The sequence below is a fragment of the Streptomyces sp. 378 genome (assembly GCF_030124145.1).
Classification (GTDB): Bacteria; Actinomycetota; Actinomycetes; order Streptomycetales; family Streptomycetaceae; genus Streptomyces.
Window position 1 is genome coordinate 1 of record NZ_JASKMS010000042.1, and the last position, 23,964, is coordinate 23,964.

23 protein-coding genes and 2 pseudogenes are annotated in these 23,964 nt (G+C 72.2%); 12 read left to right on the plus strand and 13 right to left on the minus strand.

What is annotated here, in order from left to right:
• The 4 genes from QNO09_RS35945 to QNO09_RS35960 form a co-directional block, all read left to right on the plus strand.
• Positions 1-561: phosphoglucose isomerase-related protein (locus QNO09_RS35945; RefSeq protein ID WP_502962390.1), on the plus strand; the 561-nt coding region annotated here is incomplete at its 5' end.
• Position 562: 1 nt separating this feature from the next.
• On the plus strand, positions 563-1,447 hold the full coding sequence (gnd, locus tag QNO09_RS35950) for a phosphogluconate dehydrogenase (NAD(+)-dependent, decarboxylating) (protein WP_283974438.1): 885 nt from the start codon (positions 563-565) through the stop codon (positions 1,445-1,447).
• Between the two features lie 3 nt (positions 1,448-1,450).
• Positions 1,451-2,038 (plus strand): histidine phosphatase family protein, encoded by a 588-nt coding sequence (locus QNO09_RS35955; protein WP_283974439.1) that lies wholly within the window; start codon positions 1,451-1,453, stop codon positions 2,036-2,038.
• A 59-nt stretch (positions 2,039-2,097) separates the two neighbouring features.
• Positions 2,098-3,564, plus strand: coding sequence for a membrane-associated oxidoreductase (locus QNO09_RS35960; RefSeq protein ID WP_283974440.1), 1,467 nt, complete (start codon positions 2,098-2,100; stop codon positions 3,562-3,564).
• On the opposite strand, the gene QNO09_RS35965 is transcribed toward QNO09_RS35960, so the two are convergent.
• On the minus strand, positions 3,551-5,374 hold the full coding sequence (locus tag QNO09_RS35965; RefSeq protein WP_283974441.1) for a bifunctional sugar phosphate isomerase/epimerase/4-hydroxyphenylpyruvate dioxygenase family protein: 1,824 nt from the start codon (positions 5,372-5,374) through the stop codon (positions 3,551-3,553). The genes QNO09_RS35960 and QNO09_RS35965 overlap by 14 nt on opposite strands.
• 14 nt (positions 5,375-5,388) lie before the next feature.
• Positions 5,389-6,264, minus strand: a complete 876-nt coding sequence (locus tag QNO09_RS35970; protein ID WP_283974442.1) for a shikimate dehydrogenase — start codon at positions 6,262-6,264, stop codon at positions 5,389-5,391.
• A 142-nt stretch (positions 6,265-6,406) separates the two neighbouring features.
• On the opposite strand from QNO09_RS35970, the gene QNO09_RS35975 reads away from it, so the two are divergent.
• The 3 genes from QNO09_RS35975 (at position 6,407) to QNO09_RS35985 (ending at position 10,104) form a co-directional block, all read left to right on the plus strand.
• Positions 6,407-7,072: a TetR family transcriptional regulator gene (locus tag QNO09_RS35975; protein WP_283974443.1), complete on the plus strand. Its 666-nt coding sequence runs from the start codon at positions 6,407-6,409 to the stop codon at positions 7,070-7,072.
• A gap of 166 nt (positions 7,073-7,238) precedes the next feature.
• Positions 7,239-8,597 (plus strand): MFS transporter, encoded by a 1,359-nt coding sequence (locus QNO09_RS35980; RefSeq protein WP_283974444.1) that lies wholly within the window; start codon positions 7,239-7,241, stop codon positions 8,595-8,597.
• A gap of 277 nt (positions 8,598-8,874) precedes the next feature.
• Positions 8,875-10,104 (plus strand): serine hydrolase domain-containing protein, encoded by a 1,230-nt coding sequence (locus QNO09_RS35985; RefSeq protein WP_283974445.1) that lies wholly within the window; start codon positions 8,875-8,877, stop codon positions 10,102-10,104.
• A gap of 90 nt (positions 10,105-10,194) precedes the next feature.
• On the opposite strand, the gene QNO09_RS35990 is transcribed toward QNO09_RS35985, so the two are convergent.
• Both QNO09_RS35990 and ribA read right to left on the minus strand, forming a co-directional pair.
• Positions 10,195-11,256, minus strand: a complete 1,062-nt coding sequence (locus QNO09_RS35990; protein ID WP_283974446.1) for a saccharopine dehydrogenase — start codon at positions 11,254-11,256, stop codon at positions 10,195-10,197.
• A 78-nt stretch (positions 11,257-11,334) separates the two neighbouring features.
• Positions 11,335-11,994 carry a GTP cyclohydrolase II gene (gene ribA, locus QNO09_RS35995; protein WP_283974447.1) on the minus strand — a complete coding sequence of 220 codons (660 nt, stop codon included), beginning with the start codon at positions 11,992-11,994 and terminating at the stop codon, positions 11,335-11,337.
• A 41-nt stretch (positions 11,995-12,035) separates the two neighbouring features.
• Between ribA and QNO09_RS36000 the strand changes: the two genes are divergently transcribed.
• A complete protein-coding gene (locus QNO09_RS36000; RefSeq protein WP_349637012.1) occupies positions 12,036-12,764 on the plus strand; it encodes a creatininase family protein in 729 nt (242 codons plus the stop codon).
• Between the two features lie 98 nt (positions 12,765-12,862).
• Here the strand turns inward: QNO09_RS36000 and QNO09_RS36005 are convergent.
• The 5 genes and pseudogenes from QNO09_RS36005 to QNO09_RS36025 all read right to left on the minus strand — a co-directional run.
• Positions 12,863-14,251, minus strand: a pseudogene (locus tag QNO09_RS36005) (lysylphosphatidylglycerol synthase transmembrane domain-containing protein); the annotation flags it as partial.
• On the minus strand, positions 14,248-15,444 hold the full coding sequence (locus QNO09_RS36010; RefSeq protein ID WP_283974448.1) for a class I SAM-dependent methyltransferase: 1,197 nt from the start codon (positions 15,442-15,444) through the stop codon (positions 14,248-14,250). The gene QNO09_RS36010 and the pseudogene QNO09_RS36005, both read right to left, overlap by 4 nt.
• Positions 15,441-16,646 (minus strand): glycosyltransferase family 4 protein, encoded by a 1,206-nt coding sequence (locus tag QNO09_RS36015; protein ID WP_283974449.1) that lies wholly within the window; start codon positions 16,644-16,646, stop codon positions 15,441-15,443. The genes QNO09_RS36010 and QNO09_RS36015 overlap by 4 nt, the downstream gene beginning before the upstream one ends.
• Positions 16,643-17,041 (minus strand): 6-pyruvoyl trahydropterin synthase family protein, encoded by a 399-nt coding sequence (locus QNO09_RS36020; protein ID WP_030843501.1) that lies wholly within the window; start codon positions 17,039-17,041, stop codon positions 16,643-16,645. Before QNO09_RS36020 ends, QNO09_RS36015 begins: the two co-directional genes overlap by 4 nt.
• 159 nt (positions 17,042-17,200) lie before the next feature.
• Entirely contained in the window at positions 17,201-18,193 is a 993-nt protein-coding gene (locus tag QNO09_RS36025; RefSeq protein ID WP_283974450.1) for a zinc-dependent alcohol dehydrogenase, read from the minus strand.
• 108 nt (positions 18,194-18,301) lie between these two features.
• Here QNO09_RS36025 and QNO09_RS36030 point away from each other — a divergent pair, with 108 nt between their 5' ends.
• On the plus strand, positions 18,302-19,063 hold the full coding sequence (locus QNO09_RS36030) for a CDP-alcohol phosphatidyltransferase family protein (RefSeq protein ID WP_283974451.1): 762 nt from the start codon (positions 18,302-18,304) through the stop codon (positions 19,061-19,063).
• A gap of 21 nt (positions 19,064-19,084) precedes the next feature.
• Here QNO09_RS36030 and QNO09_RS36035 read toward each other — a convergent pair whose 3' ends face one another.
• The gene (locus QNO09_RS36035) at positions 19,085-19,465 is read right to left on the minus strand and encodes a winged helix-turn-helix transcriptional regulator (RefSeq protein WP_283974452.1); all 381 of its coding nucleotides are present in this window, start codon (positions 19,463-19,465) and stop codon (positions 19,085-19,087) included.
• A 112-nt stretch (positions 19,466-19,577) separates the two neighbouring features.
• Between QNO09_RS36035 and QNO09_RS36040 the strand changes: the two genes are divergently transcribed.
• Positions 19,578-19,979: a RidA family protein gene (locus tag QNO09_RS36040; protein ID WP_283974453.1), complete on the plus strand. Its 402-nt coding sequence runs from the start codon at positions 19,578-19,580 to the stop codon at positions 19,977-19,979.
• A gap of 9 nt (positions 19,980-19,988) precedes the next feature.
• Here QNO09_RS36040 and QNO09_RS36045 read toward each other — a convergent pair.
• Positions 19,989-20,661: pseudogene (locus QNO09_RS36045) on the minus strand (ABC transporter substrate-binding protein); the annotation flags it as partial.
• Positions 20,662-20,745: 84 nt separating this feature from the next.
• On the opposite strand from QNO09_RS36045, the gene QNO09_RS36050 reads away from it, so the two are divergent.
• Positions 20,746-21,705 carry an ATP-binding protein gene (locus tag QNO09_RS36050; protein WP_283974454.1) on the plus strand — a complete coding sequence of 320 codons (960 nt, stop codon included), beginning with the start codon at positions 20,746-20,748 and terminating at the stop codon, positions 21,703-21,705.
• On the opposite strand, the gene QNO09_RS36055 is transcribed toward QNO09_RS36050, so the two are convergent.
• Together QNO09_RS36055 and QNO09_RS36060 are read right to left on the minus strand one after the other, a co-directional pair.
• On the minus strand, positions 21,675-22,541 hold the full coding sequence (locus QNO09_RS36055) for an alpha/beta fold hydrolase (protein ID WP_283974455.1): 867 nt from the start codon (positions 22,539-22,541) through the stop codon (positions 21,675-21,677). The two genes, QNO09_RS36050 and QNO09_RS36055, sit on opposite strands and share 31 nt — an antisense overlap.
• 83 nt (positions 22,542-22,624) lie before the next feature.
• On the minus strand, positions 22,625-23,167 hold the full coding sequence (locus QNO09_RS36060; RefSeq protein ID WP_283974456.1) for a hypothetical protein: 543 nt from the start codon (positions 23,165-23,167) through the stop codon (positions 22,625-22,627).
• A gap of 169 nt (positions 23,168-23,336) precedes the next feature.
• Here QNO09_RS36060 and QNO09_RS36065 point away from each other — a divergent pair, with 169 nt between their 5' ends.
• Positions 23,337-23,960 carry an HD domain-containing protein gene (locus tag QNO09_RS36065; RefSeq protein ID WP_283974457.1) on the plus strand — a complete coding sequence of 208 codons (624 nt, stop codon included), beginning with the start codon at positions 23,337-23,339 and terminating at the stop codon, positions 23,958-23,960.
• Positions 23,961-23,964: the final 4 nt, after the last annotated feature.

Consider the following 23,964-nt stretch of genomic DNA (forward strand, 5'->3'; position numbering starts at 1 on the left):
TGGCAGACCGGGCCGGTGGTGTGGGGCACGCCGGGCACCAACGGGCAGCACGCCTACTACCAGTTGATCCACCAGGGCACCAAGCTCATCCCCGCCGACCTGATCGGCTTCGCCCGGCCCGTCGACGAGCTGAGCGACGAACTGAAGGCGCAGCACGACCTGCTGATGGCCAACCTGTTCGCGCAGGGGCAGGCGCTCGCCTTCGGCAAGACCGCCGAGGAGGTGCGCGCGGAGGGCGTACCCGAGGAACAGGTGCCCCACCGCACCTTCCGGGGCAACCACCCCACCACGACGATCCTGGCCACCGAACTGACCCCGTCGGTCCTCGGCCAGCTCGTCGCCCTCTACGAGCACAAGGTGTTCGTGCAGGGCGCCGTGTGGAACATCGACTCCTTCGACCAGTGGGGCGTGGAGCTGGGCAAGGTCCTCGCCAAGCGCGTCGAGCCCGCCCTGACCGAGACGTTCTCATCAGCCGCTGACGCGGCGGGGTCCGTCCCCGGTCTCGACCCGTCCACGGCCGCGCTGGTGGCCACCTACCGCAATCTCCGGGAAGTGAACTGACATGCAGATCGGTCTTGTGGGTCTCGGCAAGATGGGCGGCAACATGCGCGAGCGCCTGCGCAACGCCGGCCACACCGTCATCGGATACGACACCGACCCCGAGAAGTCCGACGTCGGCAGTCTGGCCGACCTCGTCAACCGGCTGGAAGCGCCCCGCACGGTCTGGGTCATGGTCCCGGCCGGCGAGCCCACCCAGCACGTCATCGACCAGCTCGCGGGTCTCCTGAAGCCCTACGACACGGTGGTCGACGGCGGCAACTCCCGCTGGACGGACGACGAGAGGCACGCCGAGGAGCTGGGCAAGCGCGGCATCGGCTTCGTCGACGCGGGTGTCTCCGGCGGCGTGTGGGGCCTGAAGAACGGCTACGCCCTGATGGTGGGCGGCGAGAAGGAGTACGTCGACCGGCTGCTGCCGATCTTCGAGGCGCTCAAGCCGGAGGGCCCGTACGGCTTCGTCCACGCGGGCAAGGTCGGCGCCGGGCACTTCGCCAAGATGGTCCACAACGGCATCGAGTACGCGATGATGCAGGCCTACGCCGAGGGCTGGGAACTGCTGGAGGCCGTGGACTCGGTGGACAACGTCCGCGAGGTGTTCCGCTCCTGGCAGGAGGGCACCGTCATCCGGTCCTGGTTGCTGGAACTGGCGGTGGAGGCCCTCGACGAGGACGAGCACCTGGAGGAGCTCCGGGGCTACGCCCAGGACTCCGGCGAGGGACGCTGGACCGTGGAGGCCGCGATCGACAACTCCGTGCCGCTGCCCGCGATCACCGCCTCCCTCTTCTCCCGGTTCGCCTCCCGGCAGGACGACTCGCCGCAGATGAAGATGATCGCGGCGCTGCGCAACCAGTTCGGCGGCCACGCCGTCGAGTCCGCGAAGAAGGCGTAGCGCGTGGGTGATCTGCTGCTGGTCCGCCACGGCGAGACGGAGTGGAGCCGGAGCGGACAGCACACCAGCTTCACCGACCTGCCCCTCACCCCGAACGGTGAGGAACAGGCCACGTCGCTCGCCCCGCTCCTCGCGGACCGCTCCTTCGCACTGGTCCTCACCAGCCCGCTCGCCCGCGCGGTACGCACCGCCGAACTCGCGGGCCTGACGGGGGCCGTGCGGGAGGCGGACCTGCACGAGTGGTACTACGGCGCCTACGAGGGCGTCACCACCGAGGAGATACACCGCACCCGCCCCGAGTGGGACCTGTGGACCGACGGAGGCCCGCCCGGCCCCGACGGCGAACCGGGCGAGTCCCCCGAGGAGGTCGGCGAGCGGGCCGACCGGGTACTGGCCCGGGCGGCGAAGGCGCTTCCCGAGGGCGATGTGATGCTGGTGGCCCACGGCCACTTCCTCCGCGTCGTGACGGCCCGCCGGCTGGGTCTGTCCCCGGCGGAGGGGCGGCTGTTCCGGCTGGAGACCGGCACGGTCTGCCGGCTGTCGACCGAACACGGCCGGCCCGTGATCTCGGAGTGGAACACCAGGGCGTAACCGGCCCCGGCCGGAGGCGGGTTGACAGCCTCCGGCCGGGCGCGCCAGAGTCCCCGCTGATGGAGATCGACAACATGACGCCCGCCGAGGAGCGGGTGTGGCGCGCCTTCGCGCGCGGGGCGGACGTCGACTTACGGGAACCGGCGGACGGGGACCCCGCGCGCGGCGCCGACTGGGGGCCCGAACGGACCCTGCGGGCGGCCGTGGTACGGGCACTGCTGCTCAGCGCCCCGCAGGAGGACGGGGAGACGGCCGCCCTCAGACTGGCCGGCGCGCGGATCACCGGGACGCTGAACCTCCAGTACGCCGACGTCGGCCACGCCGTGCGCCTCAGCGACTGCTTCTTCGAGGAAGTGCCCGTGCTGTACGCGGCGCGGCTGCGCCAGCTGAACCTGCGCGGCTCCGCCCTTCCCGGCCTGGACGCCGACACCCTGCGCGTGGACGGCGTGCTGCGCATGTCCGGCTGCCTGTTCGAGGGGCCCGTGCGGCTCGGCGGCGCGCAGATCTCCAGCGCGTTGTTCATGGACGGGGCCACCATCGACGAACCGCCCTCCGGCCGGCCCGCGCTCCAGCTCAACCACGTGACCGTTGGGGACGGCCTGTCGGCGCCGGGCCTGCGGGCGCACGGTGAGGTGCGGCTGACGGGCGCCTCGGTCGCCGGCACCGTCGACCTCAACGGGGTGCGGCTGGAGGCCGGTGCCGGAGAGGTCGCCATCGACGCGGAGACGCTCACGGTGGACGGCGACGCCCTGCTGCGCGACGCGGACGTCCTGGGCTGGATCGGACTGCGCGGCGCCCGGATCGCGGGCCGGCTCGACCTGTCGCACGCCCGCCTGGCGAACCCGGGTGACGCGGCGCTACGGGCCAGCAGCTGCACCATAGGGGAACTCTGGCTGCGCAAGAGCCCTCCCATGGTCGGCACCCTCAATCTGCGCCGTGCCCAGCTGGACGTGCTGTTCCTGGAGCCGGAGGTCGTCCCGGAGAAGGTCCTGCTCAACAGTCTCGTCTACACCTCCCTGACCCCGCACGAGCCCGCCGAGCGACGCCTGGCGATGCTGGAGCGGGACGGCGAGGGCTATGTTCCGCACGCCTACGAGCAGTTGACCGCCGCCTACCGCAGGATCGGCGACGACCCCGCCGCCCGCCTCGTTCAGCTCGCCAAGCAGCGCCGCCGGCGCGCCACCCTGCCCTGGTACGGCCGGTTGTGGGGCCATGTGCAGGACGCCACCGTCGGCTACGGCTTCCGCCCCCTGCGGGCCGCGGGCTGGCTGGTGTCGCTGCTGGTGATCGGCTCCCTCGCCTACGCCCTGCACCACCCCGAGCCGCTCAAGGCGGACGAGGCCCCCCGGTTCAACCCGGTCTTCTACACCCTCGACCTGCTGCTGCCGGTGATCTCGTTCGGCCAGGAGGGCGCGTTCGCCCCCACCGGCGGGTACCAGTGGCTGTCCTACGCCCTCGTGCTCACGGGCTGGATCCTCGCCACCACCGTCGTCACCGGCATCACCCGGACCGTCAGCCGCCAGTGAGCGCCCGCACCGCGTGCTGCGCGGCCAGCCGCACCGGGGCGTTGGCGGCGCCGTAGCCCCGGTAGCCGCCGTCGCGCTGGACGAGTTCGACGAAGACCCGGCCGACGGTGCGGGTGTAGCAGTGGCGGAAGACACCGTGGGCGTCGCGGTCGTAGAGGATGCCGAGGTCGCGGTAGGTCTCCAGCTCACCGTCGGCGAACTCGAAGCGGGCGGCGAGGTCGTCGTGGTAGTTCGCCGGGACGGGCAGCAGGCTGCCGCCCGCGTCCCGGAAGCGGCGGGCGGCGGCGACCACGTCGTCGGTGGCCAGGGCGATGTGCTGGGCGTGGACGGTGTCGTCCGTGGGCGCGGCGCCGACGGTGAGGGCGATCCGGACGCTGCCGTCGGGGGTGGTGACGGCGCGGCTGCGCATCAGTCCGTAGGGGTCGGCGACGTCGACGCTGTCCTGGGCGCGCAGGCCGAGCACGCCGCGGTGGAAGAGGGCCGCCTCGTCGAAGTGGTGCCAGGGCTGGGTGAGGGCGAGGTGGTCGATGCCCCGGATGCCCGCGCCCGGCGGGGGCGCGCCGATGTCCTCGAAGTCGGCGCGCCAGTCGGGCGGTTCCGGGTGGCCGGCGGCTCCGGCGGCTCCGGCGGCGCAGAAGAACAGTTCGGTGCCGTCGGGCGCGGCGACCGCGTCCAGCGGGGCGTCCCCGGGAGCGCGCCGGCGCGGCAGCACGGGCGCCAGCAGTGCCTCGGCCCGCCGGGCCGCCGCTGCCGGGTCCGGTGACTCCAGCCCGATCGCGGCGAGTCGGGTGCCCTCGCGGCGGACGGCCGGCCCGGTGTTGACGAGGATCCGGGCCTCGCCCTGCTCCCACAGGGTGACGGGCTTGCCCCGGTGCCGTGCGGTGCGAGTGAAGCCGAGGGCGGCGAGCAGGGCACCCAGGGGTTCGGCGTCGGGCGTGACCAGCTCGGCGAAGGCGACGCCGGTGGGGACGACCGGGGCGGGCAGGGACGTCGCTCCCACCTCCTCCTGGAGGACCAGCAGGGAGCGCCGGGCGTCGACGGCGGTAGGGCCGGCCTCGGCCTGCCGGAACACGTCGTTGAAGACCTCCAGGGACAGCGGGCCGTCGTAGCCGGTGGCGAGCACACGCCGCACCAGCCCGGCGACGTCGAAGCCGCCCTGGCCGGGGAAGCAGCGGTGGTGGCGGCTCCACTGCAGGACGTCCATGGCCGGCAGCGGGGCGTCGGCGAGCTGGAGGAAGAAGATCTTCTCGCCGGGGATGGCAGCGATGCCTTCGAGGTCCTTCGGTTCACCGCCGCGCGAGAGGATGTGGAAGCTGTCCAGGCAGGTGCCGAGCGCGGGATGGGCGGCGGCCTCGACGATGCGCCAGGCGTGGTCCCAGGTACTGACGTGCCGGCCCCAGGCGAGCGCCTCATAGGCGACCCGGACGCCGGACTCCCCCGCCAGGTCGGCGAGCCGGCGGAGCTGCTCGGCGGCGAGGGCGTCGTCGTCCACCGCCTGCGGGGAGACGCTGGAGCAGACGAGGACCGTCTCGGCGCCGAGCCGGCGCATCAGCTCGAACTTGTGCCGGGCCCGCCGCAGGTTCCGGGCGAACTCGGCCTCGGGGACTGCCTCCATGTCCCGCATGGGCTGGTAGAGGTCGACGGTGAGACCCAGGTCGGCACAGCGGGCGCGGATGTCCTCGGGAGTGAGAGAGCTGGCCAGCAGGTCGTTCTCGAAGATCTCCACCCCGTCGAACCCGGCCCGGGCCGCGGCGTCGAGCTTCTCGGTGAGGGAGCCGCTGAGACAGACGGTGGCGATGGACGTACGCACGTCGGTACCCCTCTCTACTTCGAAGCCCCGACGGCCCCGGCCAGTTCGGTCAGGTCCGCCAGCATCCGCGCGGTATCGGGTTCCCGGCCGGTGAACAGGCGGAACGCGTCGGCGGCCTGGAAGGCGGCCATGCCACCGCCGTCGAGGGTGGCGCAGCCCAGGGCGCGGGCCGAGCGCAGCAGCTCGGTCTCCAGCGGGCGGTACACCACCTCGGCCACCCACAGCCCGGAGTGGAGCAGCGCGGCGGGCAGGGGGAGGCCGGGGTGGGCCGCCATACCGGTGGGCGTGGCGTGGACGATGCCGTCGGCGTGCGCGAGCAGCTCGCCCCGCCGGTCCGGCGGGGCGGCGCCCGCACGGCCCGCCCCGAAGGTCCGGTTCAGCGCGTCGGCCAGGGCGGCGGCCCGCTCGGGCAGGGCGTCGACGACGGTGACCCGCCCGGCGCCGAGGGTGAGCACGGCGTGGGCGACGGCGGCGCCCGCACCGCCGGCGCCCAGCAGCACGACCCGCTCCAGCCGCGCGTCGGGCAGCCCGCGCGCGAAGGACGCGGCGAAGCCGGTGACGTCCGTGTTGTGGCCGACGGCCCGGCCGTCCTCGAAGACGACCGTGTTGACCGCTCCCAGCGCCTCGGCCTGCGGGGTGAGCGCGTCCAGGTGCTCGACGACGAGCTGCTTGCAGGGGTGCGTGATGTTGAGCCCGTCGAAGCCCAGGTCGCGGGCGGCCCGCACCAGGTCGCCCACCGCCTCGGGCGCCACTTCGAGGGTGTCGATGTCGATGAGCCGGTAGACCAGTCGCAGGCCCTGGCGGTCGGCCTCGCGTTCGTGCAACGCCGGGCTGAGTGACGGACCGATGCCGGACCCGATCAGTCCGACGAGATACGACTCCTTGGGCACGTGCGCCTCCCGAGCGGCTCACTAATGTACGAACCAGTACGTTAGCTATATCAGCCGAGCATCGGCTCGGGAAGACCCAGCGGAGGGACGGCCCCGTGCTTCTACAATCACCGGCACCGGCCCCTCCGCCCGAAGGAACCTGATGACCAGCGCCGAAGAACCGGCACGTCCCGGCGAGCGCATCCGTGACGCCGCCCGCACCCGGGCCGAGATCCTCGACGTCGCCACCCAGGAGTTCGCGCGGGCCGGCTACGACGGGGCCCGGGTGGACGAGATCGCCGCCCGCACCCGGACCACGAAGCGGATGATCTACTACTACTTCGGCGGCAAGGAACAGCTGTTCACGGCCGTGCTGGAGCGGGCGTACGGCGTGATCCGGGAGGCCGAGCAGCAGCTCGACGTCGACCACCTGGACCCGGTCGCGGCCATCCGGAGGCTCGCCGAGGTGACCTTCGACCACCACGAGCAGCACCCCGACTTCATCCGCCTGGTCAGCATCGAGAACATCCACGAGGCGCAGCACATCGCCGGCTCCGAGAAGCTCGGGAAGATCGGCTCCCCCGCCCTGGACGTGATCCGCCGGATCCTGGCGTCGGGCCGGGAGTCGGGACTGTTCACGGCCGACGTCGACGCCGTCGACCTGCACGCGATGATCTCCGCGTTCTGCTTCTTCCGGGTCTCCAACCGGCACACCTTCGGCGCGCTGTTCGGCCGCGACCTGCTCGACCGGACGCAACGCGCGCACTACCGCACCATGCTGGGCGACATGGTGATCGCGTATCTGACGGCGGAGCGGACGACGGACTGAACGTCCGGCGCGAGACCCCTTGACACCGGTGGCACCCGGGCGCAGCATCACTGGCCATCCCCTACTAACTACCCAGTGGGTTAATTAGCCGTGATCCGGCGCACACCCTCCCCTGCTCACCCGTGTCCCGCTCCGCCCAGGGCGGAGCTCCCCCGAAGGAGCCGCCGTGTCCGTCCCCGCCCCGTCCCCAGGGTCCACCGCACCGCCCGGCCAGCCCAGGAAGGCCGCGACCGCCGCCTGGATCGGCAGCGCCCTGGAGTACTACGACTTCTTCATCTACGGCAGCGCCGCCGCGCTGATCTTCCCCGAGGTGTTCTTCGACGAGTCCGATCCCGCCACGGCGACCCTGCTGTCGCTCGCCACGTTCGGCGTCGCCTACGCCGCACGCCCGGTGGGCGCGCTGGTGCTCGGGCACGTCGGCGACCGGGCCGGCCGCAAGAAGATCATGGTCTTCACGCTGATGCTGATGGGCCTGTCGACGTTCCTCATCGGCTGTCTGCCCACCCGGGACCAGGTCGGCGACCTCGCCCCGGTCCTGCTGGTGGTGTGCCGGGTGCTGCAGGGCATCTCCGCGGCCGGTGAGCAGGCCAGCGCCAACTCCATGACGCTGGAACACGCGCCACCCCACCGGCGCGGCTTCTTCACGAGCTTCACCCTGAGCGGCACACAGGGCGGCCAGCTGCTGGCGACGCTGGTGTTCATCCCGGTCGCGGCGCTGCCCGAGGAGCAGTTGCTGTCGTGGGGCTGGCGGCTGCCGTTCTGGCTGAGCGTCGCGGTGGCCGTCGTCGGCTACGTCATCCGCCGCAAGCTGGACGAGACGCCCGCCTTCGCCCAGCAGGCCGCCGAGGAGGGCGTGGCCAAGCTGCCGCTCGTGATCCTGCTCCGCGAGCACTGGGCGGACGTGCTGCGCGTGATCGCCGGCGCGCTGGTCGCCTCGGTCAGCACGATCTTCACGGTGTGGGCGCTGGCGTACGCCACCGGCGACGCCGTCGGCATGTCGCGTACGGCCATGCTGTGGGTGGGTGCCCTGGCGAACGTCGTCGCGCTCGCCGCGATCCCGCTGTGGGCCGCGCTGTCCGACCGGATCGGCCGCCGCCCGGTGTTCATGATCGGCGCGGCCGGCAGCGCGGTGACGATGTTCCTGTACCTGTGGGCGGTCTCCACGGGCTCCTATCCGCTGACGTTCCTGACGGGCGTCGTCTGCTTCGGCCTGGTCTACAGCGCGGCGAACGGTGTGTGGCCCGCCTTCTACGGCGAGATGTTCGCGACGCGCGTCCGGCTGTCCGGTGTGGCGATCGGCACCCAGATCGGCTTCGCCGCGGCCGGGTTCGCGGTGACGTTCGCGGCGCGGATCGCCGGCCCCGAGGGTGACGACTGGTCGGCGGTGGCGCTGTTCACGGCGGCGTTGTGCGTGCCGCCGGTGATCGCGGCGATGTCGGCGCGAGAGACCCACCGGGTTCCTACAGAGGCGCTGGGGGAACGCACCGGACTCGGGGCCGCGCAGGCACAGAAGGTGACGGCCTGAAGCTCGTCGTGTGGTGCCGTCAGCGGTTGGACCAAGCCCGGCGGCACGGCACGAGACGTCAGCCGTCCGGGTCCTCGACGGTGACTCCCCACTGGAGGGACACGGGGAAGCGGCTGCCACCGGACCGTCGGCCATCGGTTGAGCACCCCCGGCCTCAGGGCCGTCGCCCGCCCGTTCCTGCGCGATCATGAACCGTTCCTGCACCACGATGGGGTCTGAGGCGGTCCGGGCGGGGTATGCCGGATCTCACCTCGACGAGCGCGACGGGAGAAGAGCCATGGCACAGCTGCGACAAGAGGTCGACCCGGATGAGGCCGGGCTGGATCCGCGGGTGCTGAGCCGCCTGGACCGGCACTTCGCCCGGCTGGTCGACGACGGGCGACTGCCGGGCTTCCTCGTCTCCGTGGCCCGGGCCGGGCGCGTCGCCCACCTCGCGACGCACGGGCTGCGCGACATCGCGGCCGGGCTCCCGGTCGAGCCCGACACGCTGTGGCGGGTCTATTCCATGACGAAGCCGGTCACCGCGGTCGCCGCACTGCTGCTGGCGGAGGAGGGCCGGCTGTCGCTGGACGACCCGGTCGCCGACCATCTGCCCGCCTTCGCCGACCCGCGGGTCTACGTCAGCGGCTCCGGGGCCGGCGTCGAGACCCGCCCGGCCGACGGCCCCATACTCGTCCGGCACCTGATGACCCACACCTCGGGTCTGACCTTCGGCTTCTACCACGCCCACCCCGTAGACGCCCTGTACCGCGAGGCCCGTCTGGAGTCGTCGGTGCCGCCGGGCGCGGACCTGGCCGAGACGATCGAGGTGTACGCGAGCCTGCCGCTGCAGTTCGAGCCGGGCACCGAGTGGAACTACTCGGTGGCGAGCAACGTCCTGGGCCGCATCATCGAGGTCGTGTCCGGGCAGCCGCTCGACGCGTTCTGCGCCGAGCGGATCTTCGGGCCGCTCGGCATGACGGACGCGGGTTTCCATGTGACGGACGCGCAGGCGGACCGGCTGTCCGAGATGTACGGGGAGAAGGAGGGCGGCGGCATCGAGCCGATCCCGGGGCTCCCCCTGCGTGGCCGTCCGCGGTTTCTGTCGGGCAGCGGCGGCATGGTGTGCTCGGCCCACGACTACCACCGCTTCATGGAGATGCTGCGCCGCCGGGGCGAACTCGACGGCGTGCGGCTGCTCACGCCGCGGACCGTGGATCTGATGACCCGCAACCACCTGCCCGGCGGCGCCGATCTGCGGGCCTTCGGCAGCCGCCCCGCCCACGACGAACCCGGCAACGACGGTCTAGGGTTCGGCCTCAACTGCTCCGTGGTGATCGACCCGTCCCGCACCCTGGTGCCGTCCGGGCTCGGCGCCTTCGGCTGGAGCGGCGTGGCCACGACGACGTTCTGGGTGGACCCGGGCCGCGACCTGACGGTGCAGTTCATGACGCAGGTGCGGCCCAGGACCTCCCACACGGTCTTCAAGGACCTCAAGCGAATGGTGCACGAGGCCCTGTCGGACTGACACCGCCACCGGTCGACGCAGCGGGCCATCGCGCTCTCCTCGGCGTCACCCACCGAATTGAGCAGTAACCGCCCTGCCGCGACGGCCGGTTCAGTGGTCGGAGGGCTCCCCCTTGTCGCGGCCGTGGGCCCGGGACGCCTCACGGAACCGGTCCAGGCAGCGTCCCCAGGGCCCGGAGACGCCGAAGTCGAGCAACTGGGGCAGCAGGGCGGCCGAGAAGTCGGTGCTGGACTCCAGCGGCAGCAGGGAGGGCAGGTTGTCGATGGCGATCAGGTCGAGCGGGGGTTCGTCGCGCAGCCGCCGTACGGGCTCGTCCCAGTCGGTGGTGTCGTCGTACACCGGGAGGACGTTGAGCGGGGAGCCGACGTCGCAGGTCACGTCGCACAGGGTGCGCAGCCGGCGGCCGGGGGTGTCGAGGTCCCGCTCGCGCAGGAAGGGCGGGACGGGGGTGGTGGCGAGCACCGCGTTGACCATCACGTCGTGCCGCAGCAGCGCGGGGCGGTCCAGGTCCCGGGTCTCGGCGAGGTCCCAGCAGGTCGGGTCGACGCCGGCGGTGGTGAAGGCCGCGCGGGCACCGCGGCCGCTGCGGCCCAGGGCGCCGATGACGAGGCCGGTGAAGTCGCGGTCCCCGGCGGCCGGCCGCAGCGTCTCGTCCAGGTCTTCCTTGGTGGTCGGCGTCAGCGGTGCCCGCAGCCGGCCCCGGTGCCGGAGCACCGCCAGCGCCGCACCCAGGTAACCGGCCCAGAAACCGAAGGCGGCGAGACGCCGCCCGGTGTCGTCCACCAGGTACTCCAGGTCGAACAGCGCCCCGCCCCCGGCGGCGAACCGGCCCAGCAGGTCCGCGGCTCCCGGCTGGGCCTTGTACGCGTGGCCGAAGAAGACGTGCCGGTGCGTCAGCGCGGCCGGGCGGTCGGGCAGTTCCTTCAAGCCGAGCACGACGGCGTCCCGCGGCGCCGTCGCCCAGGAGCCGGCGGGCGCGACACGGCAGCCGGCCGCCTCGTACTCCTCGATCGGGAAGACCCGCTGCGGGGACTCCTCCACGGTCAGTCGCACTCCGTGCCCGACGAGCCGCCGGGCGTCGTCGGGCACGATCGGAGTGCGTCGTTCGGTCGTGCGGTCCTCGTGGCGCAGCCACAGATGGAGCTCGGTCATACCAGGTGGGCCTCCGGCGTGAGGCGCCGGCCGCTGAGGGCCGACGCTCAAGGGGCGGACGTCCACGAAGCGTACGCGTCAGGAGGAGCTGACCACCGCGTCCAGGTGGGGCAGGTGGTGGTCGAGGCGTTCCCGCTTGGTGCGCAGATAGGTGATGTTGTTCTCGCACGGCGGGATCAGCAGCGGGACCTGCTCGGCGACCGTGATGCCGTGGTCCACCAGTGCCTCGCGCTTGCGCGGGTTGTTGGACATCAGGCGCACCGACCGCACGCCCAGGTCGTCCAGGATCCGGGCGGCGACACCGTAGTCACGGGCGTCGACCGGCAGGCCGAGCGCGAGGTTGGCCTCGACGGTGTCCAGGCCCTCCGCCTGCAGGGCCATCGCGCGCAACTTGGCGAGCAGGCCTATGCCGCGGCCTTCATGCCCTCTGAGGTAGACGACGATGCCCGCGCCCTCGGCGACGACCGCGCGCAGGGCGGCGTCGAGCTGGTCACCGCATTCGCAGTGCTGGGAGCCGAAGGCGTCACCGGTCAGGCACTCCGAGTGCAACCGGACGAGGACGTCGTCCGTGCCGATCTCTCCGTGGACCAGAGCCACCTGTTCGTCACCGCGGTCATGGTCCAGGTAACCGACCGCCTGGAATTTCCCGTACACGGTGGGCAAGGGCGCATTCACGACGCGTTCCACGCCGGTCCGCTGCGCCGACTTCTTGCCGAGTACGCCAATTTTTTCTGTCATGATTCTCGAGTTCCTAAGCAGAGACGAAAGGCCGTGACGTGATGAGTGATCTGGTGCCGGCGGACACCACGGAAGACGTACGGACGCGGGGCGCCGGTGTCTCACGGCAGGTCGCGGTGCTTCCCGTGGGGAGCTTCGAGCAGCACGGTCCGTACCTCCCGCTGGCGACCGACACGCTCGTCGCCTGTGCCGTCGCGCGGGAGATAGCCGGCGCGTACCCGGTGCACCTCCTTCCTCCGGTGACGATCTCGTGCTCGCACGAGCACGCGGCCTGGCCGGGGACCGTGAGCATCTCCTCGGTGACCCTTCATGCGGTGGTACGGGACATTGCGGCTTCGCTGCGCCGGTCCGGGGTCGACGCCCTGGTGGTGGTCAACGGGCACGGCGGCAACTACGTGCTGGGCAACGTGGTTCAGGAATCCTCCGCCGGCGGCGAGCGGATGGCGCTCTTCCCGGCCCCGGAGGACTGGGAGGCGGCGCGCGAACGGGCGGGGGTGGTCACCTCGCTGCTCACCGACATGCACGCGGGGGAAATAGAGACCTCCATCCTTCTGCACGCTCATCCCGAAATGCTCCGACCCGGTTATGAGACCTCCGATTTCGTCGCTGACGACCGGCGTCATCTGCTCACCCTCGGCATGTCCGGCTATACCGATTCGGGTGTCATCGGCCGTCCTTCACTGGGTTCGGCGGAAAAGGGGAAGGAACTGCTGGCGAGCCTCGCGGATTCCTTCGGGACGTATTTCTCGATGCTGACCTCCGAGGCGTAACCACCCTGCGGCGCCAGGGCCTCGGGGACGGCTCGGGGCCCGGTTCGCAGGCCCGCGTACCAGCGGGCGACGAGCACGATCACGCCGGGCAGGCTCGCCACCAGGCTGAGCACCCCGTAGACGACCGCGACGGCGAGCCCCCGTCCGGCACCCAGGCCGGCGGCGCCGAACGCCCAGGCGGTGACGCCCTCACGCGGTCCCCAGCCGCCGACGTTCAGCGGCAGACCCATCGCCAGCAGGGCGAGGACCGCCAGGGGCAGCAGGACGGCCACCGAGGCGGCGGTCCCGGCGACACGGGCGGCGAGTACGAACATCGCGACGTAACCTGCCAGCACCACCACGGAGGAGACAACCACCGCGGGCCCGTTCCGCCGCGACAGCAGCCCCTCGCGGGCCTCGGTGAGGACCGTGCGCAACGCGCGGCCGCGGCGGGAGGACGCCGAACGGTTCATGCGCAGGGCGAGGACGACGGCGGTCGCGCCCAGGGCGGCCAGGGCCGTGAGCAGGGCGATGTACCGGGCCTCGGCGAGCACGGGGGACGGCATGGTCAGCAGGACGACGGCCCCCACGGCGAACAACGCGATCTGCCCGGCGGCCCGTTCGAGGACGACGGCCTTGACGCCCCGCCGCAGATCCCCCTCGCTGTGTCCGTGCCGCACGGCCCGGTGCACATCGCCGAGGACGCCTCCGGGCAGGGCCGCGTTCAGGAACAGCGCGCGGTAGTAGTCGGCGACGGCCGGACCGAACGGCAGCCGGATGCTGAGCCCCCGGGCCACGATCGCCCATCGCCACGCGCTGAACACGGTGGTCACGAGGCCGATGCCGAGCGCCAGCAGCAGCGACACACCGTCGATGCGCCGCAGCCCGTCCAGGAAGACACCGGTACCGAGCCGCCAGAACAGGACGCCCAGGATGGCGATTCCGGCGAGGGTGCCGAGGTGCGTACGGAAACGGGAGGAGCCGAGGCGGGCCAGGGCGGCGCGGAGGGGGCCGGGCGGCGGGGCTCCGGTCGTCGCCGCCCGGCCACATCCGGCCGGGTCCGAGGCGACGGGCCCGCTCCGGTCATCCGCGGCCAGGTCCGAGGCGACGGGCCCACCCTGGTCGCCGACAGCCTGGTCCAAGGCGACGGGCCCGCTCCGGTCGTCCACGGCCGGGTCCGAGACGACGAACTCACTCCGGTCGCCGACAGCCGGGTCCAAGGCGACGAACTCACTCCGGTCGCCGACAGCCGGGTCCAAGGCGACGAACTCACTCCGGTCACCCACGGCCGGGTCCGAGACGACGAACTCGCTCCGGTCGTCCACGGCCTGGCCCGAGGCGACGGGATCGCTCTCGTCGTCCGCGGCCGGGCGCGGTACGACCACCTCTGTCCGGACCGTGCCCGCCGCACCGGATATCGCGGGCGCACGGGTACCGCTGCCGGTCGCGGACGGCGGGGCGTGGGTGGGCGTGGCACGCGGACACGTTCCCGTCGCCTGGGGGCTCATGACGCTCCGCCCACCGGGCGGGACAGGGCCAGCAGGTCGATGTGGTGGACCGTCACGCGCAACTCGCCCGCGGCGCAGGCCGCCAGCCGGTTGGTCAGGTAGACGTCTGCTTCGGCCCGCAACTCGGGGCGCTCCTCGACGGCGGCGCCGACCCAGCCGCGCAGCCACTGTTCGGTGAGCGCGGCCTGCTCGGGGCCGAGCCGCCAGGGGCTCGGGTGCAGCCGTACGGTCGCGCCGTGTGCGGAGAACGCCTCGGCCGCCGCCGTGACCGCGTCGGGGCCGAGCAGTCCGTCATGGCGCTGGTGGTCGTTGAACGCCTGGGCGATCTCCGCGTCCAGCGGGTGGGACGGGGTCAGTTCCACGCGCCCGGCGACGGACAGCGTCAGCAGGGCGGGGCAGCCTGCTCCGGTGCACGCGGCGGCGAAGGTGTCGATCTCCTCGTGGGTGAGGACGTCCAGCAGGGCGGACGCCGTGACCAGGGACGCGCCCCGCAGGGCGTCCGGGGTGAGGCGGGCGATGTCACCGCGCCGCGTCTCCACGGTGACCCGGCTGCCGTCGGCGGCCGAGCGCGGGGAGGCGACGGCGGCGAAGTGCAGCAGGTAGGGGTCGCGGTCGTGCAGCACCCAGTGCTGGGCGCCGTCGAGGCGGGGCGCGAGCCAGCGGCCCATCGAGCCGGTGCCGCAGCCCACGTCGTGGATGACGACGCCCGACTTGCCCGGCAGGTTGGCGAGCCGGATCCGCAGCGGGTCGAGCAGGTCGTGCGCCCGGGCGGCGGCATCGGCCGGCTCCCGCAACTCCAGCCACTCGGGTGCGTAGCGGGGCGGGTCGTCGGGGTCGGCATCCCGCAGCTTCACGGTCGGCCGGGCGCCGGGCTTGCCGCTGGGTCCGGCGCCGGGGATGACGGCGCCGGGGACCGGCCCGGGGAAGAACGCGACACCGGAGCCCGGCCCGGGCCGCACGGCGTCACCGGCCGCGCCCGGCCCGGGCTTTCCGCCCTGGGCCGCGGTGTTCTCGGCCTGCCGCGGCCCGGGCGTCCCGCCGGGAGCCGGACTGTCCGCCGCGGCGGCCTGCTTCGACCCCGGCTTCCCCGCCGGCCACGCGCCCGGGGTCACGTCGTCCGTCACCGTGACCTCCCTCGGGCCGGGCTGGGCCGGGATCGTACCGCTCTGCTGGGTCGTCACCGGGTTCGTCATGCGGCCCTCCGGGGTTCGGTCGGAAGCCGGCGCAGGACCGCCGCCAGGCTCTGTGCGGTCGCCGCCCAGCCGCCGAGGGCGGCGCGGCGGCTGCGGGCGGCGGCCTTCAGCCGGCGCCGTACGTCCGCCTCACCGAACCAGCCGCGCAGTTCGGCGGCGATGGCGGCGGGGTTCTCCGGCGGGACGAGGATGCCGGGCACCCCGCCGTCGGGCGCGCGGCCGACCGCCTCCGGCACCCCGCCGACATCCGTGGCCAGCACCGGGATGCCCCGGGCCAGGGCCTCGGTCACCGCCATGCCGTACGTCTCGGCGTAGGAGGTGAGGACCATCAGGTCGGCGGTGGCGTAGGCGGCGTCCAGCGCGGCACCGGACTTCGGCCCCGCCAGCTCCAGCCGGTCCTCCAGCCCGTGCTTCCGGATGAGGGACCGCAGATGGGCGACGTACTCCGGGTCCTGGGTCAGAGCGCCGACGCACACGCAGCTCCACGGCAGGTCGGTCACCGTGGCCAGCGCCTCGACCAGCCGGTGCTGGCCCTTGCGCGGGGTCACGGCGGCCACGCACAGCAGGCGCGAGACACCGTCGGTGCCGGGCGCGAGCGGTGCGATGTCGGCGCCGGGGGCCGCGACGTGGACCCGCTCGGGAGGGAGGCCGTGGTGGGCGACCAGACGGCGGACCGCCCAGTCGCTGGTGGCGATCACCGCGGGCACCGCCCGCAGCACCCTCCGCTCCTTGGCGTCCAGTTCGGCGGCCACGGCCGTGTCGAGCCCGGTCTCGTCGCCGAGCGGGAGGTGGACGAGGACGGCCATGCGCAACCGTTCCGCCTCGGGGACGACGACCTCAGGCACGCCGCAGGCCACGAGCCCGTCGAGCAGGACCACGGCCCCGTCGGGCAGTCCGCCCAGGGTGCGGGCGAGTTCCGTACGGGCGTCGGCCCCCGGCCGGGGCCAGTCACCGGCCACGGCGTGCTGGGTGACCTGCCAGCCGAAGCCGGGCAGGTCCAGACACACACGCCGGTCGTAGGCGTTGCCGCCGCTGGGTGCCGCCGGGTCGTCGACGCCGCCCGGCAGCACGAAGTGCACGGTGCGCAGGGACATGGGGATGATCTCGGCGTTCTTCTGGGAGGCGTGCTGCACGGGAACATAATTCAGCCGTGCCGGTGCCGGTCCGGGCTGCCCGGGCCGTTCGATCGTCGTGTCGGTCACAGCGCACGCTCGTAACTCGCCCAGGCGATGTGCGACTCGTGCAGTGTGACCGTGAGGCCCGCGATGCCCTTGGCTCCCTCGCCCAGCGCCCCCTTGTGGATGCGCTCGGCGAGCCGGTCGGCGATGACCTTGGCGAGGAACTCCGTGGAGGTGTTGACTCCGGCGAAGTCGGGCTCGTTGTCGAGGTTGCGGTAGTTCAGTTCGCTGACGACCGCGCCGAGTTCCTGGGTGGCCAGCCCGATGTCGACGACGATGTTGTCCTCGTCCAGCTGTTCGCGCCGGAACGTGGCGTCCACGAGGAACGTGGCGCCGTGGAGGCGCTGGGCCGGTCCGAAGACGTCGCCACGGAAGCTGTGAGCGATCATGATGTGATCGCGGACGGTGATGCTGAACAACGGACGACCCTCCAGGTGCGGCGCGTCTGCTCCCCGCTCTCGGGTGCCGGGGATGCCGAGTAGTACGGCTCCTTGCCTTCCCTTGTTCAGCCTTCGGTACGTCTTTTCTCAGGTCAGGCGCTCTTGTCGTGGCGAAGTCGTACCGGATGGAACGAATCGTCAGCCGATGCGTCCATCGTTCTCGTCGTATCGGACCCGGTGGCACAGCGCGGGGACCTCGCCGGAGACCAGTCGGGGCAGCACCTCGGGCAGGTCCTCGAAGGCGGATTCACCGGTGATGAGGGCGTCGAGCGCGGGATCGGCGAGCAGGTCCAGGGCGACGGCGAGCCGGTCGGCGTAGGTGCGGTTCGCGCGGGCCGGGGAGACGGTGCCGACCTGGCTGCTGCGGATGACCAGCCGCCGCGAGTGGAAGGCCTCGCCGAGCGGGAGAGCGATCCGCCGGTCGCCGTACCAGCTGAGTTCGAGGACGGTCCCCTCGGCGGTGAGCAGCTCGAGCGACCTGGCGAGGCCCTGTTCCGTGGCACTGGCGTGCACGACCAGGTCGCGGTCCCCGTCGGCGTCCTGCGGGGTGGCGAAGCCGACGCCGAGCGCCTCGGCGATCTTCGCCCGGGACGGGTCGGCGTCGACCAGCTGGACGCGGACGCCGGGGAACCGGGCGAGCAGGGCGGCCACCGAGCAGCCGACCATGCCACCGCCGACCACGGCGATCCGGTCGCCGACCAGGGGCGCGGCGTCCCACAGGGCGTTCACGGCGGTCTCCACGGTCCCGGCGAGCACGGCCCGTTCGGCGGGGACGGTGTCCGGCACGGGGGTGACCGCGGTGGCCGGCACGACGTAGCGCGTCTGGTGCGGGTAGAGGCAGAACACCGTACGGCCGGTGAGCTCCTCGGGCCCCTGCTCCACTACGCCGACGTTGAGGTAGCCGTACTTCACCGGGCCCGGGAAGTCGCCCTCCTGGAACGGTGCGCGCATGGCCGTGTGCTGGCTGACGGGCACGCCGCCGCGGAAGACGAGCGTCTCGGTGCCGCGGCTCACGCCGGAGAACAGCGTGCGGACCAGCACCTCGTCCTCGCCGGGCGCGGGCAGGGTGACGTCCCGGATCGAGGCTCGCCCAGGCGAGTCGATCCAGAACGCGCGTCCGGTGTGCTTCATCGAAGTCCTCCTGAACGATCGGGAAGCTGCTTGCGTACCGAGGGGTGCACAGGCCGCGCACAACGTAGCGGCGTTGATCGACTCTGTCACACGGCCGGAGGACGTTCGGTGGCCCTGAACAACACTTACGACGCGAGGCTCGTACAGCAGGAGACCGCCCTGGGGGCGGGCGTGCAGGTCCTGCTGCTGGTCCTGATCGGCACGGCGATCGGGATGGGGCCGGCGGGCTGGCTGACGGGCCTCGCGTTCGCGATCGCCACCTGGGCGGTTCTCTCGCGGGCCCTGCACCGCTCGCGGCTGCGCTCGTTCGGCGCGGCCAACCGGGTCACCCTCGGCCGGGCCACCCTCGTCGGCGGGGTCACCGCCCTGGTCGCCGACTCCTTCCAGAGCTCGCCGCCCGTGTCGCTGTTCGTCGGCCTGACGGCGGTGGCGCTGATCCTCGACGGCGTGGACGGCAAGGTCGCCCGCCGCACCGGCACTTCGACCCCGCTGGGCGCGCGTTTCGACATGGAGGTCGACGCGTTCCTGATCCTGGTGTTGAGCGTGTACGTGTCCACGCAACTGGGCCCGTGGGTGCTGCTGATCGGCGGTATGCGCTACGTCTTCGTCGCCGCGGCCAAGGTGCGGCCCTGGCTGACCGCCGCCCTCCCGCCGAGCACCGCCCGCAAGACCGTCGCCGCGCTCCAGGGTGTGCTCCTGCTGCTGGCGGGCGCCGATCTGCTGCCCCACGCGGCCAACTTCGGCGTCGCGGCCCTGGCCCTGGGCCTGCTGCTCTGGTCGTTCGGGCGGGATGTGCTGTGGCTGTACCGGACCTCGCGCATCCAGGAGCCGGTGGCGCCGCGGCAGGTGCGGGAACTGGTCGCCGGCTGACGGCAAGCGCGGCGGGGGCGGTCAGTCGTCGAACCGCCCGCGCGCCGCCTCGATGTGGCCGAGGTACTGGTGGGTCCAGCCGCAGATCGCGTCGACCGTGGCGCGCAGGGCCCGGCCCGGCTCGGTCAGGGTGTACTCGACCCTGGGCGGCACGGTGGGGTACACCGTCCGGTCGACCAGACCGTTGCGCTCCAGCATCCGCAGGTTCTGGGTCAGCATCTTGTGGCTGACGCCCTCGACCTCGTCCCGTACTTCACTGAAGCGCAGGGTGCGTTCTCCGAGGGCCTCGATGATCAGAAGCGCCCATCTGTTGGCCACGTCGGAGAAGATCTCCCGCGCCAGGGAGTCCGCCCGCCGCAGGTCCGCGTTCTCGGGCAGGTCCCTCAACTGCTTGGTCACCATCTGGTTCCCCCGTTACCGAAAAGTGCGTTCTTCCAGGTCGGCGGTCACTCTCCTACGGTTTCCCAGTAACCGCAAGAGAGCGCGGTTCGCGCTCGACGGAAGGACACCGACTGTGACCACCACCGACGTCTACGACCACGGCATCCCGGCCGAGAGCCACTTCGGCTACGCGCAGGCGATCAGGTCCGGCGGTCTGATCCATGTCTCCGGGCAGCTCGCGTTCGACGAGGCGGGCGGCTTCCGCCCCGAGGACGACGTCACCGCCCAGCTGGAGCGGACCCACATCAACCTCGACAGGGTCCTGGCCCACTACGGCGTGACGCGCAACCAGATCGTGTCCCAGACGCTGTACGCGGTGGACCTGGTGCGGAACGCCGAGGTCGTGGCGAAGGCCAATCGGGCGTACTTCGGCGCCCACCGCCCGGTCAGCACGGCCCTGGGCGTCACCGAACTGACCTTTCCCGGGCAGCTCGTCGAGATCAGTTGCGTGATCGACACGCGGTTGCCCGCCTGAACGGGCCGGTCAGCGACGCGTTCCGGTGCCGACCAGGGTCCGCTCGTACGGGTCGAGCAGCACGCCCCGCACCTTGGTCGAGACGCGGCGATGATCCACTGGTGGGCCGGTGGCACGACCGCGTCCGTGCCGAGGATCGCCGCCTCGGCGGCCATGGCGGCGTCCTGCCGCTCTCCGGTGCCGTCGGTCCCGTCGGCTTCGGCGACGGCCCGGTCGGCCTTCTCGTCGCACAACCGGGCCAGGTTGTAGCCGCCGTCGCAGGTGTAGTCGCTGCCGAGGACTCCGACGGGGTCGCCGGTGTCCAGGAGGCTGTTGCGGGCGCCGATGAACGCGTCGAACTCTCGGCAAGCGCGTCGCTCTCCAGCCGTGAGTACTCGCGCACTTCCAGCTTCACCGTGAACCCGGCCTTCTGCGACTGCCGTTGCACGACCTGGGCGACCTCGGGAAGCTCGGGCCGGTTGTCGTAGGTGGCCAGGGTGATCGATGCGCCGTCGGGCCGGGCGGGCTCGGCGCGACCGGCCGGCTTCACCCGCTTGCCCTCGGCCCAGGGGACGGCGGGTCCGAAGAGGCCGGCGCCCGGGTCGGCGTACCCCTCGAAGACGCCCTTGACCAGGGCGGAGGGCGCGATCGCCGCGCGGGCGGCGGCGCGCAACTCCGGGTCCTTGAAGGGCCCGGACTCCGTTGCGGAGCAAGAGATTTGACACGGGTGCGGACCACTCCTTAAACCTATCCACATGACATCCATTTTCAAAAAGGTGGGGCGGTCGTGAGGGTCGCGTTCGTCGGCAAGGGCGGCAGCGGCAAGACCACGCTGTCCGCGCTCTTCTCCCGCCACCTGGCGCGCTCCGGCGCTCCGGTCCTCGCCATCGACGGCGACATCAACCAGCACCTGGCCGAGGCGCTCGGCGGCGCGGAGGAGTTCGCCCCTCCCCTGGGCGCACACGTGCACGAGATCAAGACCTTCCTGCGAGGCGACAACCCCCGCATCCTCTCCCCCGAGGCGATGATCAAGACGACCCCGCCGGGCCGCGGGTCCCGTCTGCTCCGCCCGCTCGGCGACGACGAACTGCACACGCGGCACGTCGGCCGGGCGGGTGGCGTCCCCCTCATGGTGACGGGCGAGTTCGACGAGTCGGACCTGGGCGTGGCCTGCTACCACTCCAAGCTGGGCGCGGTGGAGCTGTACCTCGGCCACCTGCTGGACGGCCCCGGCGAGTACGTCGTGGTCGACATGACGGCGGGCGCGGACGCCTTCGCGTCGGGCCTGTTCACCCGGTTCGACATGACGTTCCTGGTGGCGGAACCCACCCGTAAGGGCGTCTCGGTGTACCGCCAGTACCGCGACCACGCGGAACAGTTCGGCATCCGCATCGCGGTCGTCGGCAACAAGGTCACCGGCGAGGACGACCTGCTCTTCCTCAAGGAACAGGTGGGCGACGACCTCCTGACCCACCTGGTGCAGTCCCCCTGGGTTCGCGCGGCCGAGCAGGGCCGCGCGGAGCCCGGCCCGGACGCACTGGCGTCGCTGGAGCCGCACAACCGCCACGCCCTCACGGTCCTGCGCGAGGCGGTCGATGCCGAGGTCCGCGACTGGAACCGGCTCCACCGTCACGCGGTCGAGTTCCACCTGCGCAACGTCCGGTCCTGGGCGGACGCGCGTACAGGCGGGGACCTGGCAGCCCAGGTGGACCCGGACTATGTCCCGGGCAGCGGGGCGGAGGTCTGATCCAAGAAGGCCGCCAGAGCCGTCACGAACGCACCCGAGCCGTCCCGCCACGGAAAGTGCCCCGCTTCGCTCTGCACGATGAGCTCGGCGTGCGGAAACAGGCCGGCGTACTCCTTCATCACGCGCACGGGCGCGGCGATGTCGTACTCCCCCGCGAGGACGAGCACCGGTGAGGGCAACTCCGCGAGAGCGGCACGCGTGGCGCCGGGGTCGAAGGCGCCCTCGGAGGCGTACAGGGCCGCCGCCTCGTCGTTGCGCTGCTGCTGCTCCGCAGCGCGGAACCGGCGCGCCTCGTCGTCCCACCGGCCGAACCAGAAGGGGGCGACGGCATCCCAGTCGGCGGGCTTCGCCCGGCCCGACGTGATCGCTTCCAGGGAAGCGTGCGCCGGGGCGAACCACGGTTCGTCGCGGCGCAGTCGGGCCGTCTCCAGCCGGTCCTCGGCGGTGACGACGAGGCCGACGGCGAAGACGCTGGGTGTGACGACCGCGAGCCGGCCCACGCGCTCCGGATGCCGGGCCGCGTACAGCACGGCCAGGTTCGCCCCTGCGGAGTGCCCGAGCAGATCGATCCGCTCCAGGCCCAACTCCGCACGCAGCGCCTCGACATCGCCGACCTGCCGGTCACAGCGGTACGACGCCGGGTCCCGCGGCACCGTGGAGTGGCCCGTGCCCCGGAGGTCCAGCCGGATCAGGGTGCGGCGGGCCGTCAGGCCGCCGAGGTCCCCCAGGTACACGGAGTCCTGCATGGGGCCACCCGGGAGGCAGACCAGAGGCGGTCCGTCTCCCGTCACGTGGTAGGCCAGGCGGGTGCCGTCGGGTGCGGTGAAGGCGGGCATGGGCGCGACCTTGTCAGGAGATGGCGTACTGGACAACGGGATTTCCGCGGAAGACGTCAGTCCCCGCCCACCAAGGCGTTCCACTACTCGATCCCCGTGGCATCGAGCAGCCGGACCACGTCCTTGCGCCCGTATCCGAGCAACCGGGCGCGGTCGGCGGCCATCAGCACGACATGCGCGACGATCTTCGCGGCATATCCGTCCTTGCCGTCCGCGTCGAACCATTCCTGGGGCTTCTCGACGCCCAGGCTGTTCATCACCAGCCCGTGCTCTCGGCGGATCTCCGCGACGGTACCGGCGACCGCGTCCAGGAGCGTCTTCCCCGGCCGTTCGCACTCCAGGGCGAAGCACCCCCAGTCGACCGACGTGCACCCCTCGGGCGGACGTGCCCGCAGCCCCGCATACCTCTCGTCCTCGAAGCCGGAGGCCCGGAACTCGTCGTGCACCAAGGAGAACCTGTGAAACCCGGGCGGCACCGGGGGCGGTGGAGGCGTGTACTCCCACCCGGCGTCCTCGTACAACTGCCGCTTCACCTCTTCTTCGTCGGCAAGCGTCACGGTGAAGCCGTTGGCCTCGTTGCGCCCGGTCGTCGTGCCGTCGGGGTTGCGGTGGAAGTGCAGGCCCATGGTGTGCTCCCGTCACCGTGCTGAGAATGGACGACAAGTCCCGTCACCAGGTCGAACGGCCCGCAGGCAGGGCAGGTGCCCGCTCCCCGAAGCACCATCCGATCGCGTGAAAAGGGCCGCTGCGGGAACTTCCCGGCCCAGCCGGACGGACGGTTGCTACGCTCGGCCGATGAGGATTCCGGGCCCCGCAGAGATCCGGGCGCTGCACGAGAAGTACGCGCCCACCACCGAGGCGTTCACCCTCGTCCATACGCACTGTGAGATCGTCTGGGACATCGCCGAGCAGCTCCTGTCGGCACCCCACCTCTCGCACCTCGACGCCGAACTGGTCCGCGCCGGCTGTCTCCTCCACGACATCGGCGTCTACCGCCTCTACGGAGACGACGGACTGCTGGACCACCGGAACTACGTCCGGCACGGCCTGCTCGGCCACGAGATCCTCGAAGCGGAGGGCTTCCCCGAGGCCCTCCGCCGCTTCTGCTCCCACCACACCGGAGTGGGACTCACGCGGCACGACATCGTGAGCCAGGGACTGCCCCTGCCTCCCGCCGACTACGTGGCGGTGACCGAAGAGGAGAGGCTCGTGATGTACGCGGACAAGTTCCACACCAAGTCCCGGCCATCGGCGTACCTCTCCCCCGACGAGTACGCCGCCCACGTCCGCCGCTTCGGCGAGGACAAGGTGACCGCGTTCCAAGCGCTGCGCGCGGAGTTCGGCGACCCGGTGCTCGAACGGCCGGTGCCGGGCTGCGGCATGGAAGCAGACGTGAGGACGGCCCACGCTCAGGCGTAGAAGT

Excerpts from the sequence above, each read along its gene's own strand:
- gnd (WP_283974438.1), top strand. The coding sequence starts at position 563 with ATGCAGATCGGTCTTGTGGGTCTCGGCAAGATGGGCGGCAACATGCGC.
- QNO09_RS35960 (WP_283974440.1), top strand. The coding sequence starts at position 2,098 with ATGGAGATCGACAACATGACGCCCGCCGAGGAGCGGGTGTGGCGCGCC.
- QNO09_RS35975 (WP_283974443.1), top strand. The coding sequence starts at position 6,407 with ATGACCAGCGCCGAAGAACCGGCACGTCCCGGCGAGCGCATCCGTGAC.
- QNO09_RS35985 (WP_283974445.1), top strand. The coding sequence starts at position 8,875 with ATGGCACAGCTGCGACAAGAGGTCGACCCGGATGAGGCCGGGCTGGAT.
- QNO09_RS35990 (WP_283974446.1), bottom strand. The coding sequence starts at position 11,256 with ATGACCGAGCTCCATCTGTGGCTGCGCCACGAGGACCGCACGACCGAA.
- ribA (WP_283974447.1), bottom strand. The coding sequence starts at position 11,994 with ATGACAGAAAAAATTGGCGTACTCGGCAAGAAGTCGGCGCAGCGGACC.
- QNO09_RS36000 (WP_349637012.1), top strand. The coding sequence starts at position 12,036 with ATGAGTGATCTGGTGCCGGCGGACACCACGGAAGACGTACGGACGCGG.
- QNO09_RS36010 (WP_283974448.1), bottom strand. The coding sequence starts at position 15,444 with ATGACGAACCCGGTGACGACCCAGCAGAGCGGTACGATCCCGGCCCAG.
- QNO09_RS36025 (WP_283974450.1), bottom strand. The coding sequence starts at position 18,193 with ATGAAGCACACCGGACGCGCGTTCTGGATCGACTCGCCTGGGCGAGCC.
- QNO09_RS36035 (WP_283974452.1), bottom strand. The coding sequence starts at position 19,465 with ATGGTGACCAAGCAGTTGAGGGACCTGCCCGAGAACGCGGACCTGCGG.
- QNO09_RS36055 (WP_283974455.1), bottom strand. The coding sequence starts at position 22,541 with ATGCCCGCCTTCACCGCACCCGACGGCACCCGCCTGGCCTACCACGTG.
- QNO09_RS36060 (WP_283974456.1), bottom strand. The coding sequence starts at position 23,167 with ATGGGCCTGCACTTCCACCGCAACCCCGACGGCACGACGACCGGGCGC.
- QNO09_RS36065 (WP_283974457.1), top strand. The coding sequence starts at position 23,337 with ATGAGGATTCCGGGCCCCGCAGAGATCCGGGCGCTGCACGAGAAGTAC.